The 16,421-nt window shown below is 68.2% G+C and carries 15 protein-coding genes; 4 read left to right on the top strand and 11 right to left on the bottom strand.

The window, feature by feature from the left end:
- Positions 1 to 178: 178 nt before the first annotated feature.
- On the top strand, positions 179 to 1,591 hold the full coding sequence (locus tag BHE75_RS12975) for a methyl-accepting chemotaxis protein (RefSeq protein WP_254684445.1): 1,413 nt from the start codon (positions 179 to 181) through the stop codon (positions 1,589 to 1,591).
- On the opposite strand, the gene BHE75_RS12980 is transcribed toward BHE75_RS12975, so the two are convergent.
- Together BHE75_RS12980 and BHE75_RS12985 are read right to left on the bottom strand one after the other, a co-directional pair.
- The gene (locus BHE75_RS12980) at positions 1,524 to 3,134 is read right to left on the bottom strand and encodes a GMC family oxidoreductase (RefSeq protein ID WP_070934130.1); all 1,611 of its coding nucleotides are present in this window, start codon (positions 3,132 to 3,134) and stop codon (positions 1,524 to 1,526) included. The two genes, BHE75_RS12975 and BHE75_RS12980, sit on opposite strands and share 68 nt — an antisense overlap.
- A gap of 7 nt (positions 3,135 to 3,141) precedes the next feature.
- Positions 3,142 to 4,077 (bottom strand): aldo/keto reductase, encoded by a 936-nt coding sequence (locus BHE75_RS12985; protein ID WP_070934131.1) that lies wholly within the window; start codon positions 4,075 to 4,077, stop codon positions 3,142 to 3,144.
- Between the two features lie 76 nt (positions 4,078 to 4,153).
- Here BHE75_RS12985 and pncB point away from each other — a divergent pair, with 76 nt between their 5' ends.
- Positions 4,154 to 5,458, top strand: coding sequence for a nicotinate phosphoribosyltransferase (gene pncB, locus BHE75_RS12990; protein WP_070934132.1), 1,305 nt, complete (start codon positions 4,154 to 4,156; stop codon positions 5,456 to 5,458).
- Between the two features lie 34 nt (positions 5,459 to 5,492).
- Here the strand turns inward: pncB and BHE75_RS12995 are convergent, their stop codons facing one another.
- The 9 genes from BHE75_RS12995 to BHE75_RS13035 all read right to left on the bottom strand — a co-directional run bounded on the left by BHE75_RS12995 (position 5,493) and on the right by BHE75_RS13035 (position 14,289).
- The gene (locus BHE75_RS12995; RefSeq protein ID WP_015457209.1) at positions 5,493 to 5,897 is read right to left on the bottom strand and encodes a RidA family protein; all 405 of its coding nucleotides are present in this window, start codon (positions 5,895 to 5,897) and stop codon (positions 5,493 to 5,495) included.
- 32 nt (positions 5,898 to 5,929) lie between these two features.
- A complete protein-coding gene (locus BHE75_RS13000; protein ID WP_070935854.1) occupies positions 5,930 to 7,081 on the bottom strand; it encodes an epoxide hydrolase family protein in 1,152 nt (383 codons plus the stop codon).
- 221 nt (positions 7,082 to 7,302) lie between these two features.
- Complete coding sequence (locus BHE75_RS13005; RefSeq protein WP_070934133.1) at positions 7,303 to 9,639, bottom strand: xanthine dehydrogenase family protein molybdopterin-binding subunit; 2,337 nt, start codon at positions 9,637 to 9,639, stop codon at positions 7,303 to 7,305.
- Positions 9,636 to 10,127 (bottom strand): (2Fe-2S)-binding protein, encoded by a 492-nt coding sequence (locus BHE75_RS13010; RefSeq protein WP_015457212.1) that lies wholly within the window; start codon positions 10,125 to 10,127, stop codon positions 9,636 to 9,638. The genes BHE75_RS13005 and BHE75_RS13010 overlap by 4 nt, the downstream gene beginning before the upstream one ends.
- A 5-nt stretch (positions 10,128 to 10,132) precedes the next feature.
- A complete protein-coding gene (locus BHE75_RS13015; RefSeq protein WP_015457213.1) occupies positions 10,133 to 11,428 on the bottom strand; it encodes a cytochrome c in 1,296 nt (431 codons plus the stop codon).
- Between the two features lie 106 nt (positions 11,429 to 11,534).
- The gene (locus BHE75_RS13020) at positions 11,535 to 12,209 is read right to left on the bottom strand and encodes a TPM domain-containing protein (protein WP_084653205.1); all 675 of its coding nucleotides are present in this window, start codon (positions 12,207 to 12,209) and stop codon (positions 11,535 to 11,537) included.
- Positions 12,209 to 13,006 carry a TPM domain-containing protein gene (locus BHE75_RS24100; RefSeq protein ID WP_139181721.1) on the bottom strand — a complete coding sequence of 266 codons (798 nt, stop codon included), beginning with the start codon at positions 13,004 to 13,006 and terminating at the stop codon, positions 12,209 to 12,211. Before BHE75_RS24100 ends, BHE75_RS13020 begins: the two co-directional genes overlap by 1 nt.
- The gene (locus BHE75_RS13030) at positions 13,003 to 13,596 is read right to left on the bottom strand and encodes a LemA family protein (RefSeq protein WP_070934135.1); all 594 of its coding nucleotides are present in this window, start codon (positions 13,594 to 13,596) and stop codon (positions 13,003 to 13,005) included. Before BHE75_RS13030 ends, BHE75_RS24100 begins: the two co-directional genes overlap by 4 nt.
- Before the next feature lie 63 nt (positions 13,597 to 13,659).
- Entirely contained in the window at positions 13,660 to 14,289 is a 630-nt protein-coding gene (locus tag BHE75_RS13035; RefSeq protein ID WP_070934136.1) for a TetR/AcrR family transcriptional regulator, read from the bottom strand.
- An 85-nt stretch (positions 14,290 to 14,374) separates the two neighbouring features.
- On the opposite strand from BHE75_RS13035, the gene BHE75_RS13040 reads away from it, so the two are divergent.
- Positions 14,375 to 15,868, top strand: coding sequence for an FAD-binding protein (locus BHE75_RS13040; RefSeq protein ID WP_070934137.1), 1,494 nt, complete (start codon positions 14,375 to 14,377; stop codon positions 15,866 to 15,868).
- Entirely contained in the window at positions 15,865 to 16,383 is a 519-nt protein-coding gene (locus BHE75_RS13045) for a VOC family protein (RefSeq protein WP_070934138.1), read from the top strand. The genes BHE75_RS13040 and BHE75_RS13045 overlap by 4 nt, the downstream gene beginning before the upstream one ends.
- Positions 16,384 to 16,421 lie beyond the last annotated feature (38 nt).

The raw sequence follows: 16,421 nt of genomic DNA on the forward strand, positions 1-16,421 counted from the left end.
ATGCGCCGTAACACGCGGTGCGCGGCCTCCCTTCTATAATGGGTCCGACGGACCGTTATAGGCGGCTGAGGCGATTGAGGAAATTGCGTATCGATTTCAGTTTGTTCGAATATTCCATCTAATCGTCCGGCCAGATTTCCTGTGCGTCGTCCGTAACGACCAGAGAAGGAAATGTGGGATGAACTGGTTCACTGCTGACGCACCGATCCGGTTGAAGTTGCTTATTGCGTTCGGAACGATGTCCTTTCTCGTCGCCATCCAGCCGATGGCGGCACTGCTTTTCCGCGGCACGACGGCACTTGCCGTCGGCAGCGCCGTTCTTGTTGTCGCCATCCTTCTGGGCGCGTGGTTCCGCCGCGCGATCTCCACCCCCTATGTCGCCACCGTCGTGCGCATGGAGGCGCTGGCGACCGGCGATCTCGAAAGCCCGATCGCCTTCACCGAATATCGCGATTGCGTGGGCCGGATGACCAAGGCGATGTTCGCCTTCCGCGACAATGCCCGGCAGCAGATCGCGCTCAACCAGGAAGCCCAGCGCAATGCGGAGATCGTGCGCGGCATGACCGCCAATCTCCAGCGCCTTGCCGGGGGCGACCTTACCGCCGAGATTCGCGAGGATTATCCGGAAAGCTATGCGGAGCTGCGCGCCAATTTCAACGCCGCGCTCGGCTCGCTCCGCCAGCTCATCGGATCGGTCACGGCCAGCGCCGCCACCATCCGCACCGGCAGCAGCGAGATCGCGCACGCATCGGAAGACCTCGCCCGCCGCACGGAAAGCAACGCCGCCAGCCTGGAGCAGACATCCGCCTCCATCACCGAGATGGACGAACGGCTCCGCGCGACGGCGGAGGCCGCGAACGGCACGGTCGAACGCGCCAACGGCGCGCTCGAGGTCGTCTCCAACGGCCGTGCGCTCGCCGAGGACGCGGTCGAGGCCATGGGCCGGGTGAGCGAAAGCGCCAAGGGCATCGACAGCGTGATCGAGGGGCTGGACAAGATCGCCTTCCAGACCCGCGTTCTCGCCATGAACGCGGCGGTCGAGGCCGGCCGCGCCGGGGAGGCGGGCCGCGGCTTCGCCGTCGTCGCCGATCTGGTCAGCGCACTCGCCATGCGCGCCGAGGAGGAGGCCAAACGCGCCCGCGACCAGCTAACCGTCACCCAGACCGATATTGTGACGGCCGTGGCCACGGTGCAGAAGGTCGATGCCGCGCTCGACGGCATTTCCACCAATGTCGACGAGGTGCATGCGCTGCTGGAGCGGATCGCCGACGAAAATCGCGCGCAATCTAGCGCGATCGCACAGATCACCGCCGCCATCTCGACCATGGACCGCGCCACCCAGCAAAATGCCGCGATGGTGGAGCAGACCTCCGCCGCCGCGCGCAACCTGATGGGCGAGGTCGGCAGCCTGGCCGATCAGGCCGGCCAGTTCCGCATCGGCGGCGACGATCCCGGTCGGGTCGCGGCCCTGCGGCCGGCGCTGAAGGCGGCCCGAAGCCTGAGGGGCGGCGTGGGCCTCCATCCTACGCCGCCTCCAGGATGCGCGGGCGCCGGCCCAGGATCATGTCCGCCGCTTTCTCGGCGATCATGATGACGGGCATGTTGGTGTTGCCGCCGATGATGCGCGGCATCACCGATGCGTCCACCACCCGCAGCCCCCCGACCCCATGGACCCGCAATTCCGGGTCCACCACCGCATTGCCGTCCACACCCATCCGGCAGGTGCCGACCGAATGATAATCCGCCTCGGCATGCGCGCGGATGAAGGCGTCGAGCGCCTCGTCGTCCGCGATGCCCGGCCCCGGCGCCAGCTCCGCACCGCGATAGGGATCGAAGGCCGGCTGGGCGAATATCTCGCGGGCGATGCGGATGCCGTGGCGCATCACCGCCCGGTCGCGCAGGTCCGCCAGATAATTCTGGTCGATCGACGGCGGCGCCATCGGATCGGTCGAGGCGAGCCGCACCGTCCCCCGGCTTTCCGGCCGCACCACGTTGATATGCGCGGCAAAGCCATGCTCCGGCGTCAGGTCGCGCCCATTATTGGCATAAAGCGCCATGACGAAATGGAACTTGATGTCGGGTTCCGCCAGCGCCGGATCGGAACGGACGAAGGCCACCGCCTCCATCCCCGGATCGGCCAGCGGCCCCCGCCGGAACAGCATATATCGCCCCAGCGCCATCGCGCCCGATAATGGGCTGAAATATTTGAACATCGATATGGGCTGCGGGCAGCGATGCTTCACCGCCACCGCCAGATGATCCTGCAGGTTCGCGCCCACGCCCGGCAGGTCGTGCAGCACCTCCACGCCATGCCCGCGCAGGTGCGCCGCCGGGCCGATGCCGGATAGCATCAGCAGTTGCGGCGAATTGATCGCGCCTGCGCTCAATATCACCTCGCGCACCGCCCTTGCCTCGCAAGGCGCGCCCTTGCGCACATAGGCCACGCCCGTTGCGCGCCGATCGTCGAACAGCAACCGCGTCGCCTGCGCGCCGGTGACGATCGTCAGGTTCCGCCGCCCGCGCGCGGGGTCCAGATAGGCGGCCGAGCTGCTCGATCGCCGCCCTCCCCCGGCCGTCACGTCGGTGGGACCGAAGCCGTCGCGGAAGGCCCCGTTGCTGTCGGGATTGTAGCGATGCCCCGCCTCCACGCCGGCCGCCACGAAGGCGCGCGCCAGCGGATGCTTCACCTCCGGCCGGCTCACCCGGATCGGCCCGTCCCCGCCATGATAGTCGTCGACGCCGGGTTCGTAGCTTTCGGCCCGCCGGAAATAGGGCAGCACGTCGGCAAAGCCCCAGCCCGGATTGCCGGCCGCCGCCCAGCCGTCATAATCGGCCGGCGTTCCCCGGCAATAGACCATGCCGTTGATCGACGATCCGCCCCCCAGCACCCGCCCGCGCGGCAGATAGAGGCTGCGATCGTCTAGGTGCCGCTGCGGCACGGACATGTATCGCCATACGTAGAGCCCCCGCATCATGATCGGCAGCAGCCCGCCCGGCGCGCGGATCAGCGGGCTCCGGTCGCGCCCGCCCGCCTCGATCAGCAGCACGCTGATGCCGGGATCGGTGGACAGGCGGTTGGCGAGCACGCAGCCCGCCGAACCGCCGCCGACGATCACATAGTCATAGGCCTGCACCGGGCGATCAGGCGGCCGCCGTCATCCAGTCGATCTCGGCCAGCTCCGTGGCCGAAAGCTTCCAGCCGGCCGCGCCCGCATTCTGCGCCGCCTGCTCCGGCCGGCTGGCGCCCGCGATGATGCTGGCCACGCCCGGCTGTGCCGCCAGCCAGGAAAAGGCAAGCTCGATCAGGCTATGCCCGCGCTCCACCGCGAACGCTTCCAGCCGCGCCGCCAGCTCCCATTTCGCCGGGTCCTTATAGGGATCGAAGAAGGCCGGCGCGTCCGCCAGCCGCGCGCCAGCCGGGGCCGGCTGGCCGGGCTTGTATTTGCCGGTCAGCACGCCGTTCGCCAGCGGGAAATAAGGCAGCACGCCCAGCCCATGCTCGACGATCAGGTCGCCCAGCTCCGCCTCCATGCCGCGGAACAGCAGATTATATTCGTTCTGGGTGGTGGCGAACGGGGTCAGCCCGTTGTCGGCCGCGACCGTCATCGCCTCGCGCAGCATCGCGCCGGTCAGGTTGGAACAGCCGATCGCCCGCACCTTGCCCTGCCGCACCAGATCGTCCAGCGCGCGCAGCGTCTCCTCGATCGGCGTCTCGGGATCGGGGAAGTGAAGCTGGTAAAGGTCGATCCAGTCGGTCTTCAGCCGCTTCAGGCTCGATTCCACCGCCTGGGCGATATAGGCCCGCGAAGCGCCCTTCTTCTTGCCTTCCTCATCCAGCGGCGATCCGAACTTGGTCGCCAGCACGATATCCTTGCGCCGCGCGCCCAGCACCTCGCCGATGAAGTCCTCGGACGGGCCGTAGCTGTCGGACGTGTCGAGGAAGTTGATGCCGTTGGCCAGCGCCGCGTCGATGATCGATCGCGATCCTTCCAGGTCCGCCTTCCAGCCGAAATTGTTGCAGCCCAGCCCCACGATCGAAACCTTGATGCCGGTCTTGCCCAGATTGCGCAGTTCCAATGCCTTTCTCCTTCTCCCGCCGCCGGCATCGCGCCGGCGTCTTGATCCCGTGGGCGGCCCGGCCATAGGATCGGCCATGGCCATCACCGATATCGCCACCCGCACCTACAACCATGGGTGGCGGCTCGATCCCATCGTCCGCAGCCTGCTCGATACCGATTTCTACAAGCTCCTGATGCTGCAGATGATCCGGCGCCTCTATCCGGACGTGCGGGCCACCTTCGCGCTCATCAACCGCAGCACGGCGGTGCGCCTGGCCGACGTGATCGACGAGGGGGAGCTTCGCGCCCAGCTCGATCATGCGCGCGGCATCCGTTTCACCGCCAAGGAACTGATCTGGCTCGCCGGCAACAGTTTCTACGGCCGCACCCAGATGTTCAGCCCGGATTTCATCGCCTGGCTCGCCGAATTCCGGCTCCCCGAATATGATCTGCGCAAGGCGGACGGGCAGTATGAGCTGCGCTTCGCCGGCCCGTGGACGCACACCAGCATGTGGGAAATCCCGGCGCTCGCCATCGTCAACGAACTCCGCTCCCGCGCGGCGCTCAAGGATCGCGGCCGCTTCGCGCTCGACGTGCTCTACGCCCGCGCCAAGGCCAAATTGTGGGGCAAGGTGGAAAGGCTGGCCGCGCTGCCCGATCTCGCCATTTCCGATTTCGGCACCCGCCGGCGCCACGGCTTCCTGTGGCAGCGCTGGTGCGTCGAGGCGCTGAAGGAAGGGCTGGGCGATCGGCTGATCGGCACCTCCAACGTGCTCATGGCCATGGACAATGATCTGGAGGCGATCGGCACCAACGCGCACGAGCTGCCGATGGTGCTCGCGGCGCTGGCCGGCACCGACGCCGGCATCGCCGCCGCGCCCTATCGCGTGCTTCGGGACTGGCGCGATCTTTATGGCGGCAATCTGCTGATCGCGCTGCCCGACGCCTTCGGCACAGCCGCCTTCCTGCGCGGCGCGCCGGACTGGCTGGCCGACTGGACCGGCTTCCGGCCCGATAGCCTGCCGCCGATCGAGGCCGGCGAGCAGATCATCCGCTGGTGGCGGGAAAAGGGCCGCGATCCGCGCGAAAAGCTGCTGATCTTCTCCGACGGCATGGATGTGGATTCGATCGAGGCCACCTATCGCCATTTCCACGGCTGCGTCCGGCTCAGCTTCGGCTGGGGCACCAACCTCACCAACGATTTCCGCGGCTGCGCGCCCTTCCCCACCACCGGGCTCGATCCGATCTCGCTGGTCTGCAAGGTGGTGGATGCCGATGGTCGGCCGGCGGTGAAGCTGTCGGACAATCCGGCCAAGGCCACCGGCGATCCGGCCGAGATCGCGCGCTACCTCCGCATCTTCGGCGATGCCGGACGCACCGAGGCCGCCGTCACCGTCTGATCGTGGAAAGGGCGGCGATCCGGCTGTCATGGGTTCAGTCGATGGCGACCACGGTGGACATTTCGATCTGCAATCCCGCCAGCGCCAGCCGCTCGACGCCGATCACGGAGGATGCGTTGGCCGGGAACGGCCCGCCGTCCAGCGCCACGTTCATCGCCTTCACGAAATCCTGGAACTTCGCATCCGTCAGCCCGACGATGTAGAAGGTCATGCTCACGATATCCGCCGTGCCCGCGCCCAGCGCGTCGAGCGCGTGGACGACATTGCCGAAGGCCGCCACCACCTGATCGTGGAAGCCATCGGCATTCAGCCTGAAATCCTTGTCCAGCGCCGTCTGCCCGGCGATGAAGGCCAGCCGCTTGCCCGCCGGCGGCACGGAAATCTGGGCAAAGCCGTCCAGCCTGAACAGGCTGTCCGGGTTGATGTGCTGAACGCTCATGCTTGGCTCCGATCGTTGGAAGGCAGGGATCGTCAGGCGCCGCGCTGCTCGCGCACGAAGGCGCGCAGGTCGTCCACGAACAGCGCCGGCTGCTCCATCGCCGCGAAATGGCCGCCGCGGGGCGCATCCGTCCAGCGGACGACGTTGTAGCTTTTCTCCACCGTGCTGCGCGGAAACTGGCCCAGCTCGCCCGGGAAATTGGCGATGGCGACGGGCTTTGTCACGCGCGCGCCGGCCGGCACCGGCTCGTCGAACACGCCGCGATAAAGCCAGGATGCGGTGCCGAACGTGTCCGTCACCAGATAGATCATGATGTTGTCGATGATCCGGTCGCGCGCATAGACGGACCAGAGATCGCCATCGACCAGGTCGGACCAGGTGTGGAACTTCTCCAATATCCACGCCGCCACGCCCAGCGGGCTATCGGCCATCGCATGGTCCAGCGTCACCGGCTTGGTGGACTGGATCGCCATATATCCGCCCTCGCCCCGCCATATCGCCTGCAGCCGTTGCGCCGCCTCGATCTCCTCGGGCGTTTCGGGAATGGCCGCCGGGTCGGTCCAGCCGAAGGTGAAGTTCAGGTGCACGGCGCGGCAGCCCTGCCCTTCATAACCCAGCCAGCCGGAAACCGAGGATCCCCAGTCCCCGCCCTGCGCGATATAGCCGTCATGGCCCAGTTCCTCGCGCATCAGCTTGTCGAAGGCGCGGGCGATGGTGCGCGGGCCGATCGGCCGATCGGGCTTGCCGGAAAATCCGTATCCGATCAGCGATGGGATCACCACCGTCACCGCATCCGCCGGATCGCCGCCGAAGCGCGCCGGATCGGTCAGCGGCTCGATCACCTCCATGAATTCGACGAACGATCCCGGCCAGCCATGGGTGATGATCACCGGCGTCGGGTTCGGCCCCTTGCCCCGCACATGGATGAAGTGGACGTCATAGGCCGCGTCGCCCAGGTCGATATGCGCCCGGAAATGCGGAAAGCGATTGAGCGCCGCCTCCCGCGCGCGCCAGTCGTAGCTTTCCAGCCAATAATCCACCAGCGACCGCATCTCCCCGATGCTCGTCCCGAACGCCCAGGGATCGCCGCTGGCCGGCGTCGGCCAGTGCGCGTCGCGCAACCGGCGGTTGNTCCAGTCCAGCCTTTCCTGCGGCACGGCGATGGTGAAAGGCGTCACGCTCATCAAGGCACCCCGCAGGACCGGTTTCGGGGCAGGCGGAACATCCGCCGGCCCGGAAATCGCGTTGAACAGGGGCTTTGCCAAGGCTGTCCCGGTTCGATCGGAACCGGAGCGGCCTCAGGCACGGCTTCCCTGCGCCCGAAGGTTATGCCCCCGCCTTTTCCAGGCAAGCCACGATCCGGGCCATGCTTTGATGATGCCGCACGAACTGGCGGAGGCCGGTTTCAGCTCCTGGCCGCGATCGCCAGCCCCTCGCGCACGGCCTCGGGCGTGATCGGGATGTGGCGCAGCCGCACCCCCACCGCGCGGAAGATGGCGTTGCCGATCGCCGGCGCCACCACCGTCGTCGCCGGCTCACCCAGCCCCACCGGCGCCTCGGCGCTGTCGACGAAGCTGATGTCCATCGCCGGCACGTCGCCGATGCGCAGCGGCATATAGGTGTCGAGGTTGAGGTCGCGCACCTCGCCGTTCACGAACTCGGTGCCCTCGTGCAGTGCCATGCTGAGGCCCCAGAGCGCCGCCCCCTGCGTCTGCGCCAGCGCGCCGTCCGGGTCCACGATGGTGCCGGCGTCGGTCACGATCGTCAGCTTCTCCACTATCACCTTGCCCTTGGCCCGCTCCACCCGCACCCGCGCGGCGCAGGCCACCCAGGTCGGCATGTCGCGTTCCTGGCCGAAGCTGGTGGCAAGGCCCAGCCCGGTGTCGGGCGGGAGCGGCTGCCCCCACCCGGCCCGCGCGGCCGCCCGGCGCACCACCNCCGCCTGCCGCAGCGCCCCGCCGACGGAACTGGGCGCCGTGCCCGCGTTGCGGCCCTTGCCGGTCAGCAGCTTCAGCCGGAAGGCGACCGGATCGACGCGCGCCTGCAACGCCGCCTCGTCCATGAAGCTTTCCAGCGCCCAGTTGGTCCAGCCCGGCCCCACCGATCGCAGCCATCCCGGCCGGAAGCTGCTGTTGGCGAGATCGTTGGGAATGGCCCGCACCCGCTGGCGGCCGACATCATACCAATGGTCCGCCCCGGCGATCGCGAAGGGATCATATTGGCCGCCGCGCAGTCCCTTGGCCAGCAGCGCGCCCGCCATCACCTGCGTCGGCCAGCCGGCGCAGGCATGATGCTCCATCGCCTGGATCTGACCGCTGCCGTCGAAGGCCATGCGCAGCCGCTGCACCGATGGCGACCGCACCGAATCGAAACGCACGTCGTCCTCGCGGGTGAGCACCATCTTCACCGGCCGGCCCAGCGCCTTGGCCGCCAGCGCCGCCGGCACCGCATAATCGCCGTTCAGCCGCCGGCCGAACCCGCCGCCCAGCATGTAGGTCCGCATCACGATCGATGCCTCGGGCCGGTCCAGCGCCTTGGCCAGCGTCGGCAGGATCAGCGACTGCCACTGGTTGCCGGTATGGATTTCGAACATCCCGTCCTTCTCGAACGCCAGCGCGTTCACGGGTTCGAGCTGGAAGTGCAGCACCGTCGCCGTCGTGTAGATCCGCTCCAGCGTGGTTGCCGCCGCCCAGTCGAATTCGGGCGTGCTGTCGTCGTCGGCGACGTTCAGGTCCACGCCGCCCTCGGCGCTCGCCGCCAGCTCCGCCCCGCGGTCCTGTATCTGCTTTTCGGAAACGTCATGTCCCGGCCCCGGCGTCCACCGCACCTTCACATGGCGCGATGCCTTCAGCGCCGCCTGGAACGTCTCGGCGATCACCATCACCCATCCCGGCACGGTATCGGACGGGTCGTCCAGCGCGATGCTGCGGATATATCCCTTCACCTTGCGCGCATCGCCGTCGTCGATCGAAACCACCTTCGATCCGTTGCGCGTCGGCGGCAGCAGCGGGCGCGCATGGACCATGTTGGGCACGCGCGCATCGATGCCGTAGCGCGCGGTGCCGTCGATCTTGGCGGCGATGTCCACCGCCTCGGTCGGCCGGCCGATCAGCCGCCGGTCCTTCACCGGCTTGATCGGCAGCTTCTCCAGCTCCTCGGGCGTGAAGGTGCGGGTCAGCCCGCCGCGCCGGGCGATCTCGCCGAAGCCGATGCTGCGCCCGNCCGCCACCACCGCGCCGTTGCGCGCCGCGCAGGCCGATGGCGCCACGCCCAGCAGCCGCGCGCCGCCCTCGATCAGCGCGATCCGCCCCGCCGCCCCAGCCCGGCTGAACAGCGGGAAGGTCTGCCAGACGGACCAGCTTCCCCCCGTCACCATCAACCCCCATTTGGGGTCGGTATCGACATGGACGATGCGCACCTTGCTCCAGTCCGCCTCCAGCTCGTCGGCCAGGATGCGGGCCAGCGCGGTGCCGACATGCTGGCCCATCTCCGCGCGGATGATGTTGACGGTGACGATGCCGTCATGGTCGATCCCGAACCACAGATTGGGCTCGATCAGCCCGCCATGGGGCGCGGCGGGCACCCCGCCGGGCACGGCCGGGTCCATCGCCGCATCGACGATACGGGCAAAGCCGAAGCTGATCCCCGCGCCGGCCGAAAGCGCCAGGAAGTTGCGCCGCGAAAGCAGCGCCGCCGGCCCGGCCCCGCCGGCTTTGGCCGACGCCGCGATCGGCCGGCTCATGCCGCCGCTCCCTTCGCCTTCGCAGTCCCCTTCGTCATCGTCGCGGCGGCTTCCTTTATCGCGGCGCGGATGCGCACATAGGTCATGCAGCGGCACAGGCTGCCGGCCATCACCGCATCGATGTCGGCATCGGTGGGCGCGGGGAAATCCTTCAGCATCGCCGCCACCTGCATGATCTGGCCCGGCTGGCAATATCCGCATTGCGGCACCTGCAGCGCCCGCCAGGCCTTCTGCACCGGATGCGCGCCGGCCGGGTCCAGCCCCTCGATCGTGGTGATGTCCGCGCCTTCCACCGCCGCGAGCGGGGTGATGCAGGATCGCGTCGCCCGCCCGCCGACATGGACGGTGCACGCCCCGCACATGCCGATGCCGCAGCCGAACTTGGTGCCCGTCAGCCCGATATCGTCGCGGATCGCCCACAGCAGGGCGCTATCCTCGTCGGCATCCACCGAAACCGCGCGGCCGTTGATGGTGAAGCGGGTGGTCATGCCGTCTACTCCTGCCCCGGCCCGTGCGCGCGCACCTGGGCAACCTTGCGTTCCAGGTCCAGCCACGGCCCCTTCCTCGTCCGGGTCGCGCGCAGATAGGCGGCGATCCGCGCGATGTCCGCGTCGCTGAACCGCGAAAAGGCCGGCATCACCACGCCGGGCACGCCGTCATCCGCGCCCACGCCGTGCAGGATCACCTGGATCAGGTTGGTCGGGTCGCCGAGGCTGACCGCGCTGTTCAGCGCCAGTTCCGGCCGCAGCGGATTGACCGCGTCGGCGCCGTTATAATGGCAGGACGCGCAGGCCGCCGTGTAGAGCCGGGCCGCCGGATCGTAAGTGAGCCCGCTGCCCACGCTGCTCGTCGCCAGCGCCTGCTGCACGGCGGGCGCCGCTATCCCCTGGCGCTGCTCGATACCGTCGCGATCGGAGAAATAGACGGCCAGCGCGTTGATGTCGCTGCCCGGCAGCCGTTGCAGCCCCCGCACCACCGGCGCCATCGGCCCCACCGCCGTGCCGTGATAATGGCTGACACCGCTCTGCAGATAGGCGATCAGCTCGTCCCGGTCCCAGGGCACGGGCGATGGATTGCCGGCATTCAGCGGCGGCGCCACCCAATTGTCGATAAGGGCGCCGGCATAGACCAGCGGGCGCCTTTCCGCGCCCAGCATGTTGCGCGGCGTATGGCAGGCGCCGCAATGGCTCAGCCCTTCGGCCAGATAGGCGCCCCGGTTCCATTCCGCGCTCTTCGCCGCCTGCGGCTGGAACCGGCCGGGCTTGAAGAAAAGCAGCTTCCAGCCCGCCTGCAATGCCCGGATGTTGAGCGGGAACGGCACGCCATTGTCCCGCGCCGGCGCCACCACGGGCTTGCGGGTCATGAAGAAGGCGTAGAGCGCGGATATGTCCGCATCGCTCAGCTTGGTGAAATGGTCGAAGGGAAAAGCCGGGAACAGGTGCGATCCGTCCCGCGCCACGCCTTCGTGCATCGCCCGGCGGAACGCCGCCTCGGGCCATGCGCCGATCCCGGTCTCCGGGTCCGGCGTGATGTTGGTGGAATATATCGTGCCGAACGGCGTTTCCATCGGATAGCCGCCGGCATAGGCCTGCCCGCCCTTGGCGGTGTGGCAGGTGGCGCAATAGCCGGCGCTGGCCAGTATCTCCCCGCGCGCGACCAGTTCGGGGGCGAAGGCCGATGCCGGCGGCGGCTGGATCGGGGCGATAGCGGATCGCCAGGCGAATATGCCGAAACCCACCAGCCCCACGGCCAGCACGGCGGCGATCCCGATCAGGATGCGCTTCAGCAATGCACGCCCCAGATCATGAACAGCCCGCCTCCCAAGCCGCCCGAGTCGATATGTCGATAGTTTCCGCCGGCTATTCCATTACGTCCAGAAGAAGTTTTGCGGGCTCTTATACATGGATGATATGATCGGGCAGCTCGTTCGGGTCCTGCCCGGTAAAGGGGAAATGCTGGGCCAGAAGGTCCCCGATCGCGCCGATTGCTTCGACCATGCCGTCGCCCGGTCGGCCGTCGCGCACCGCATCCACCAGCAGCGCCATCGCCGCGCCCCAGGCTTCGGCGGGGATGCTGGCATGGATCGCGCGATCGGAAACGATCTCCGCCTGATGCTCGTCCAGCGAAAGATATAGCAGCACGCCCGTGCGCGATGCCGTGCGCCGCTCCGCCCCTACCTTGAACAGCGTCACCGCCCGGCGGCGAACGCGGCGCATCCTGGTGGAACGCGGCACCAGCGCCAGCCTGAGCGGCATCCAGTTCAGCGCCAGCCGCGCCGCCAGGAAGATCGCCGTCAGCACCGCCAGCAGGATGGTCAGCAGCTCGCGCACCGTCCATTCGGCGTGCCAGCTGCCCGTGATCGCTTCCAGCAGCCCGATAAACGCCTGCGGGAAGGCGGCGACGGCGGCGAAGCACAGCAGCATCACCAGCAGCGACCATTGCAGCGCCGCATCATGATAGGCGTCCGACCGGCGCGCCACGATCGCGATCACCTCGCCGTCGGTGCGTTCCTCCGCCGCGACGATGGCGGCGTTCACCCGCCGATGATCCTCGGCATCCAGATGCATCATCACCAGCTTCCCGAAGCCCCGCCGCCGCCGAAGGAGCCGCCGCCGCCGGAAAATCCGCCGCCGCCACCCCAGCCGCCGCCTCCCCAGCCACCGCCGCCGCCCCAGCGGTCGTCATCGTCGTCGCCCCAGCCGCCCATGCCCGGCCCCCACAGGATGATCGGCCCGCCGCCCCGGCGATAGACGCCGCCGCGCCGCCGCGATCGCAGCGTCATCAGCATCATCCCGCCGATGATGACGATCGGGATCAGCACGGCCGGGTCGAACTGCCTTTCCTTCGCCGCTTCGGTCTTCACGATCTCCTGCGCGCGGGCGGCCGCCTCGGCATCGGGCAGCTTTATCAGGTCGATCAGCGCATCGGCGCCGGCATCGATACCGCCCGCCATGTCGCCGTCGCGGAAACGCGGCAATATCGCGCGGCGGATGATGATGCCCGAAAGCGCGTCGGTCACGATCGGGGTCAGGCCATATCCCGCCTCGATCCGCACCTTGCGCTCGTTCGGCGCCACCAGCAGGATCAGGCCGTCATTCAGCTTGCCGGTGCCGATCCCCCAGCTCCGCCCCAGCCGATAGCCGTAATCCTCGATCGTATAGCCCTGCAGGCCCGGCACCGTCGCCACCACGAACTGCCGGCCGCTGCCCTGTTCCAGCGCGGCCAGCTTCGCGGTCAGCGCGCTTTCCTGCTCGGGCGACAGGATGTTCGCGGCGTCCACCACCCGTCCGCTCAGCGGCGGGAAGGTCTGCGCGCCCGCCGCCGTGGCGGCCAGCAGCAGCCACAGCAGGGCGATCAGGCGTGTCAAAAGGATACCGTCGGCGCCTTGTCCGATCCGGGCGTCGTCGCCTCGAAGGTCGCCATCGGCTTCGATCCGTAGATCACCTTGGCGCCCACCACGTCGGGGAAGGTGCGGATGCGGGTGTTATAGGCCTGCACCGCCGCGTTATAATCGCGCCGCGCGATGCCGATGCGGTTTTCCGTGCCCTCGATCTGCGATTGCAGCGCCAGGAAATTCTCGTTCGATTTCAACTCGGGATAGGCTTCCACCACGGTGCGGAGCTGCCCCAGCGCCTGGGTAAGCTGGTTCTGCGCGTCGCCGAACTGCTTCAGCCGCTCCGGGTTGGAAAGGTCGTCGGTGGTGATGTTGATCGACGTCGCCTTGGCGCGCGCCTCCGTCACCTGGGTCAGCACGTCCTTTTCCTGCGCGGCATAGCCCTTCACCGTTGCCACCAGGTTGGGGATCAGATCGGCCCGGCGCTGATATTCGTTCTGCACGTCGGCCCAGCGCGCCTTGGCGGCTTCCTCGTCGGTGGGGATGGCGTTGATCCCGCAGGAGGACAGCGAAAGGATGGCGATCGGCGCCAGCGCGGCAAGGGTGGTGCGGCGAAATTTCATGGTCGGTCTCTCCCCAAAGCAGCGCCCGCTATACATGATGATCGGCGGCTTGCCGATATCCGCTCATGCCCGGCCCGCGATGAACGCCTCCAGCTCCTCCACCATCAGCTCCGCATGGATTCCCGCCAGCGCCTCGCCCGTGGCAAGATCGGCGCACACCTCGTCCAGCCGGCGGAGCAGCAGGTGCGCCCGCGCCCGTTCGCGCATGTCCCCCTCCGCCGCCGCGAAGCCCGCCAGGCCGGCGCGGGCGAGCCTGTCGATGATCCGATCCCGATCGCGCAGCAGCCTTTCGCGGAAGCTCGGCTCGAACAGGCGGAGCTGCGCCACCAGCGGCGTCACATAGCCATGATCGGCATAGAGCGCGGCCAGCCGGTCCAGCCACGCCCGCAGCCCGCCCGCCGTCCGCGCATCCGCCAGCGCGTCGAACAGCGCCAGCCAGTCACCCGCGATCCCGTCATAGATGGCGATCGCCAGCGCCAGCTTCGATTCGAAATGGGTGTAGAAGGTCGCCCGGCTCACGCCCGCCGCGCGGATGATGTCGTCGATCGTCGCATGCACATAAGGCGCGGCCGCGAACACCTCGCCCGCCCCCGCAAGGATCGCCGCCCGCGTCCGCCGGCGCTGCGCCTCCCCCGCCGCCGTCCGCCCCGCCGGCCGCCCTCGCCGCCTCGCGCCCTCGATCGCTCCGTCCATACCGCTCCTTCATGGCTCTTGAATTTGACTATACTAGCAGTCCACCATAATTCATCCAGATCCGGGCGAGAGGGGAAGGCACGAAATGAGCACCAGCCGGCAGGGCGATCACCCGCCCCTTCTGATCGATGCCGCCACCGTATCCGACTGGTCGGCCACGGCCGATGTGGTAATCATGGGATTCGGCATGGCCGGCGCCTGCGCCGCGCTGGAAGCCCGCGCCGCCGGCGCCTCAGTCGTCATCGTCGAACGCACCAGCGGCTGCACCGGCAGCACGTCCGCCGCGGCCGGGCATTTCTATCTCGGCGGCGGCACGCCCGTGCAGCAGGCCTGCGGCTTCGATGACGATCCGGTGGAAATGGCCCGTTATCTGGAGGCCGTCGCCCTCGATCCCGATCGGGAGAAGATCCGCCTCTACAGCGAAGGCAGCGTCGCCCATTTCGATTGGCTGGAGGCGCAGGGCGTTCCCTTTGATCGCAGCTATTATCCCCAGAAGAACGTCGTCCAGCCCGGCCGCGAATGCCTGATCTGGACGGGCAACGAGCAGGTCTGGCCCTATCGCGACATGGCGAAGCCCGCGCCGCGCGGCCACAAGGTCGCCTTCGAGGGCGAGGAAGGCGGCGGCGCGCTGGCGCTCCGCATCCTTTCCGAACGCGCCGAAGCTGCCGGCGCCACGGTGATGGCCGATTGCAAGGTGGAAGGCCTGATCCGCGAAGGCGATCGCATCGTCGGCGTCCAGGCCCGCCGCTTTGGCGAGCCGGTGCATGTCCGCGCCCGCCATGGCGTGGTGCTGGCCGGCGGCGGCTTCGGCCAGAACCCCGATATGGTGGCGCGGCATGTGCCGATACTGGCGTCCGCTTATGTGCAGGGCAGCCCGCATGACGATGGGCTGGCGATCCGGCTGGGGGCCGCGGCCGGCGGCACCCCCATCCACATGGACGAAGCCTTCCTCACCTCACCCTTCTATCCGCCGGAAAACCTGCTGAAGGGCATACTCGTCAACCGCGACGGCCAGCGCTTCGTGGCCGAGGATTCCTATCACAGCCGCTCGGGCATCTTCTCCGCCCGCCAGCCGGACGGCATCGTCTATCTCATTGTCGATGCGGCGATCTTCGGCTATCCGCATTTCGCCTCGCTCACCAACCAGCGCCTCATCGACGGCTTCGCCACCGTGGCGGAGATGGAGGCCGGGCTGGCCCTGCCCGAAGGATCGCTGCAGGCCACCATGGCTGAATATAACCGGCACGCCGCCGACGGTGCGGACCCAGATTTCCACAAGCATCCGAAATGGCTGAAGCCGCTCGACGAAGCCCCCTATGCCGCCTTCGACCTGTCGTTCGGCCGCGCCGTCTATACCGGCTTCACGCTGGGCGGGCTGCGGGTGTCCGCTGATGGCGAGGTGCTGGATGCAGCGGGCACGCCCCTCCCCGGCCTCTACGCGGCCGGCGCCTGCGCGTCGAACATCGCGCAGGACAGCAACGGCTATGCCTCCGGCACCTGCCTGGGCGAAGCATCCTTCTTCGGGCGGCGCGCCGGCGCGCATGCCGCCCGCCTTCCCGCACGAAAGGCGACTGCATGACCAAGGCCCTGTTCGGCCCGATCGACCAGATCGGCTATCTCGTCGACGATCTCGATCGCGGCATCGCCCGCTGGATCGCCCAGCTCGGCGTCGGCCCGTGGACGGTGTTCCGCAATGTCAGCCTTCAGGGCCGCTATCGCGGGGTGGAAGGCATCGTCACCATGGATGTCGCCTTGTCCTATCAGGGCGATATCCAGATCGAGCTTATCCAGGCCACCAACGCCACGCCCTCGCCCTATCGCAATGCCGATGGCACCCCGATCCTCGGCATCCACCATATCGCCTGGGTGGTGGACGATCTGGACGATGCCGTCGCCCGCGCATCCGCCAACGGGCTCAGCACCGTGTTCGAGGCGAGCAATCCCGCCACCAATGTCGCCTATCTCGAACCCGAAGGCGAAACGGGCGTGCTCTACGAATTCATCCAGGGCCAGGGCATGCGCGAGATGATCGTCGCCGGTGCCGCCGCCGCGAGGGCGTGGGACGGCAGCAACCCCATCACCACCATCGGCTAAAGGGCCGCCGGAGCGATCCGGCGGGCCGGATTACCGCC

The organism is Edaphosphingomonas haloaromaticamans (genome assembly GCF_001853345.1).
Taxonomy (GTDB): Bacteria; Pseudomonadota; Alphaproteobacteria; order Sphingomonadales; family Sphingomonadaceae; genus Sphingomonas_E; species Sphingomonas_E fennica.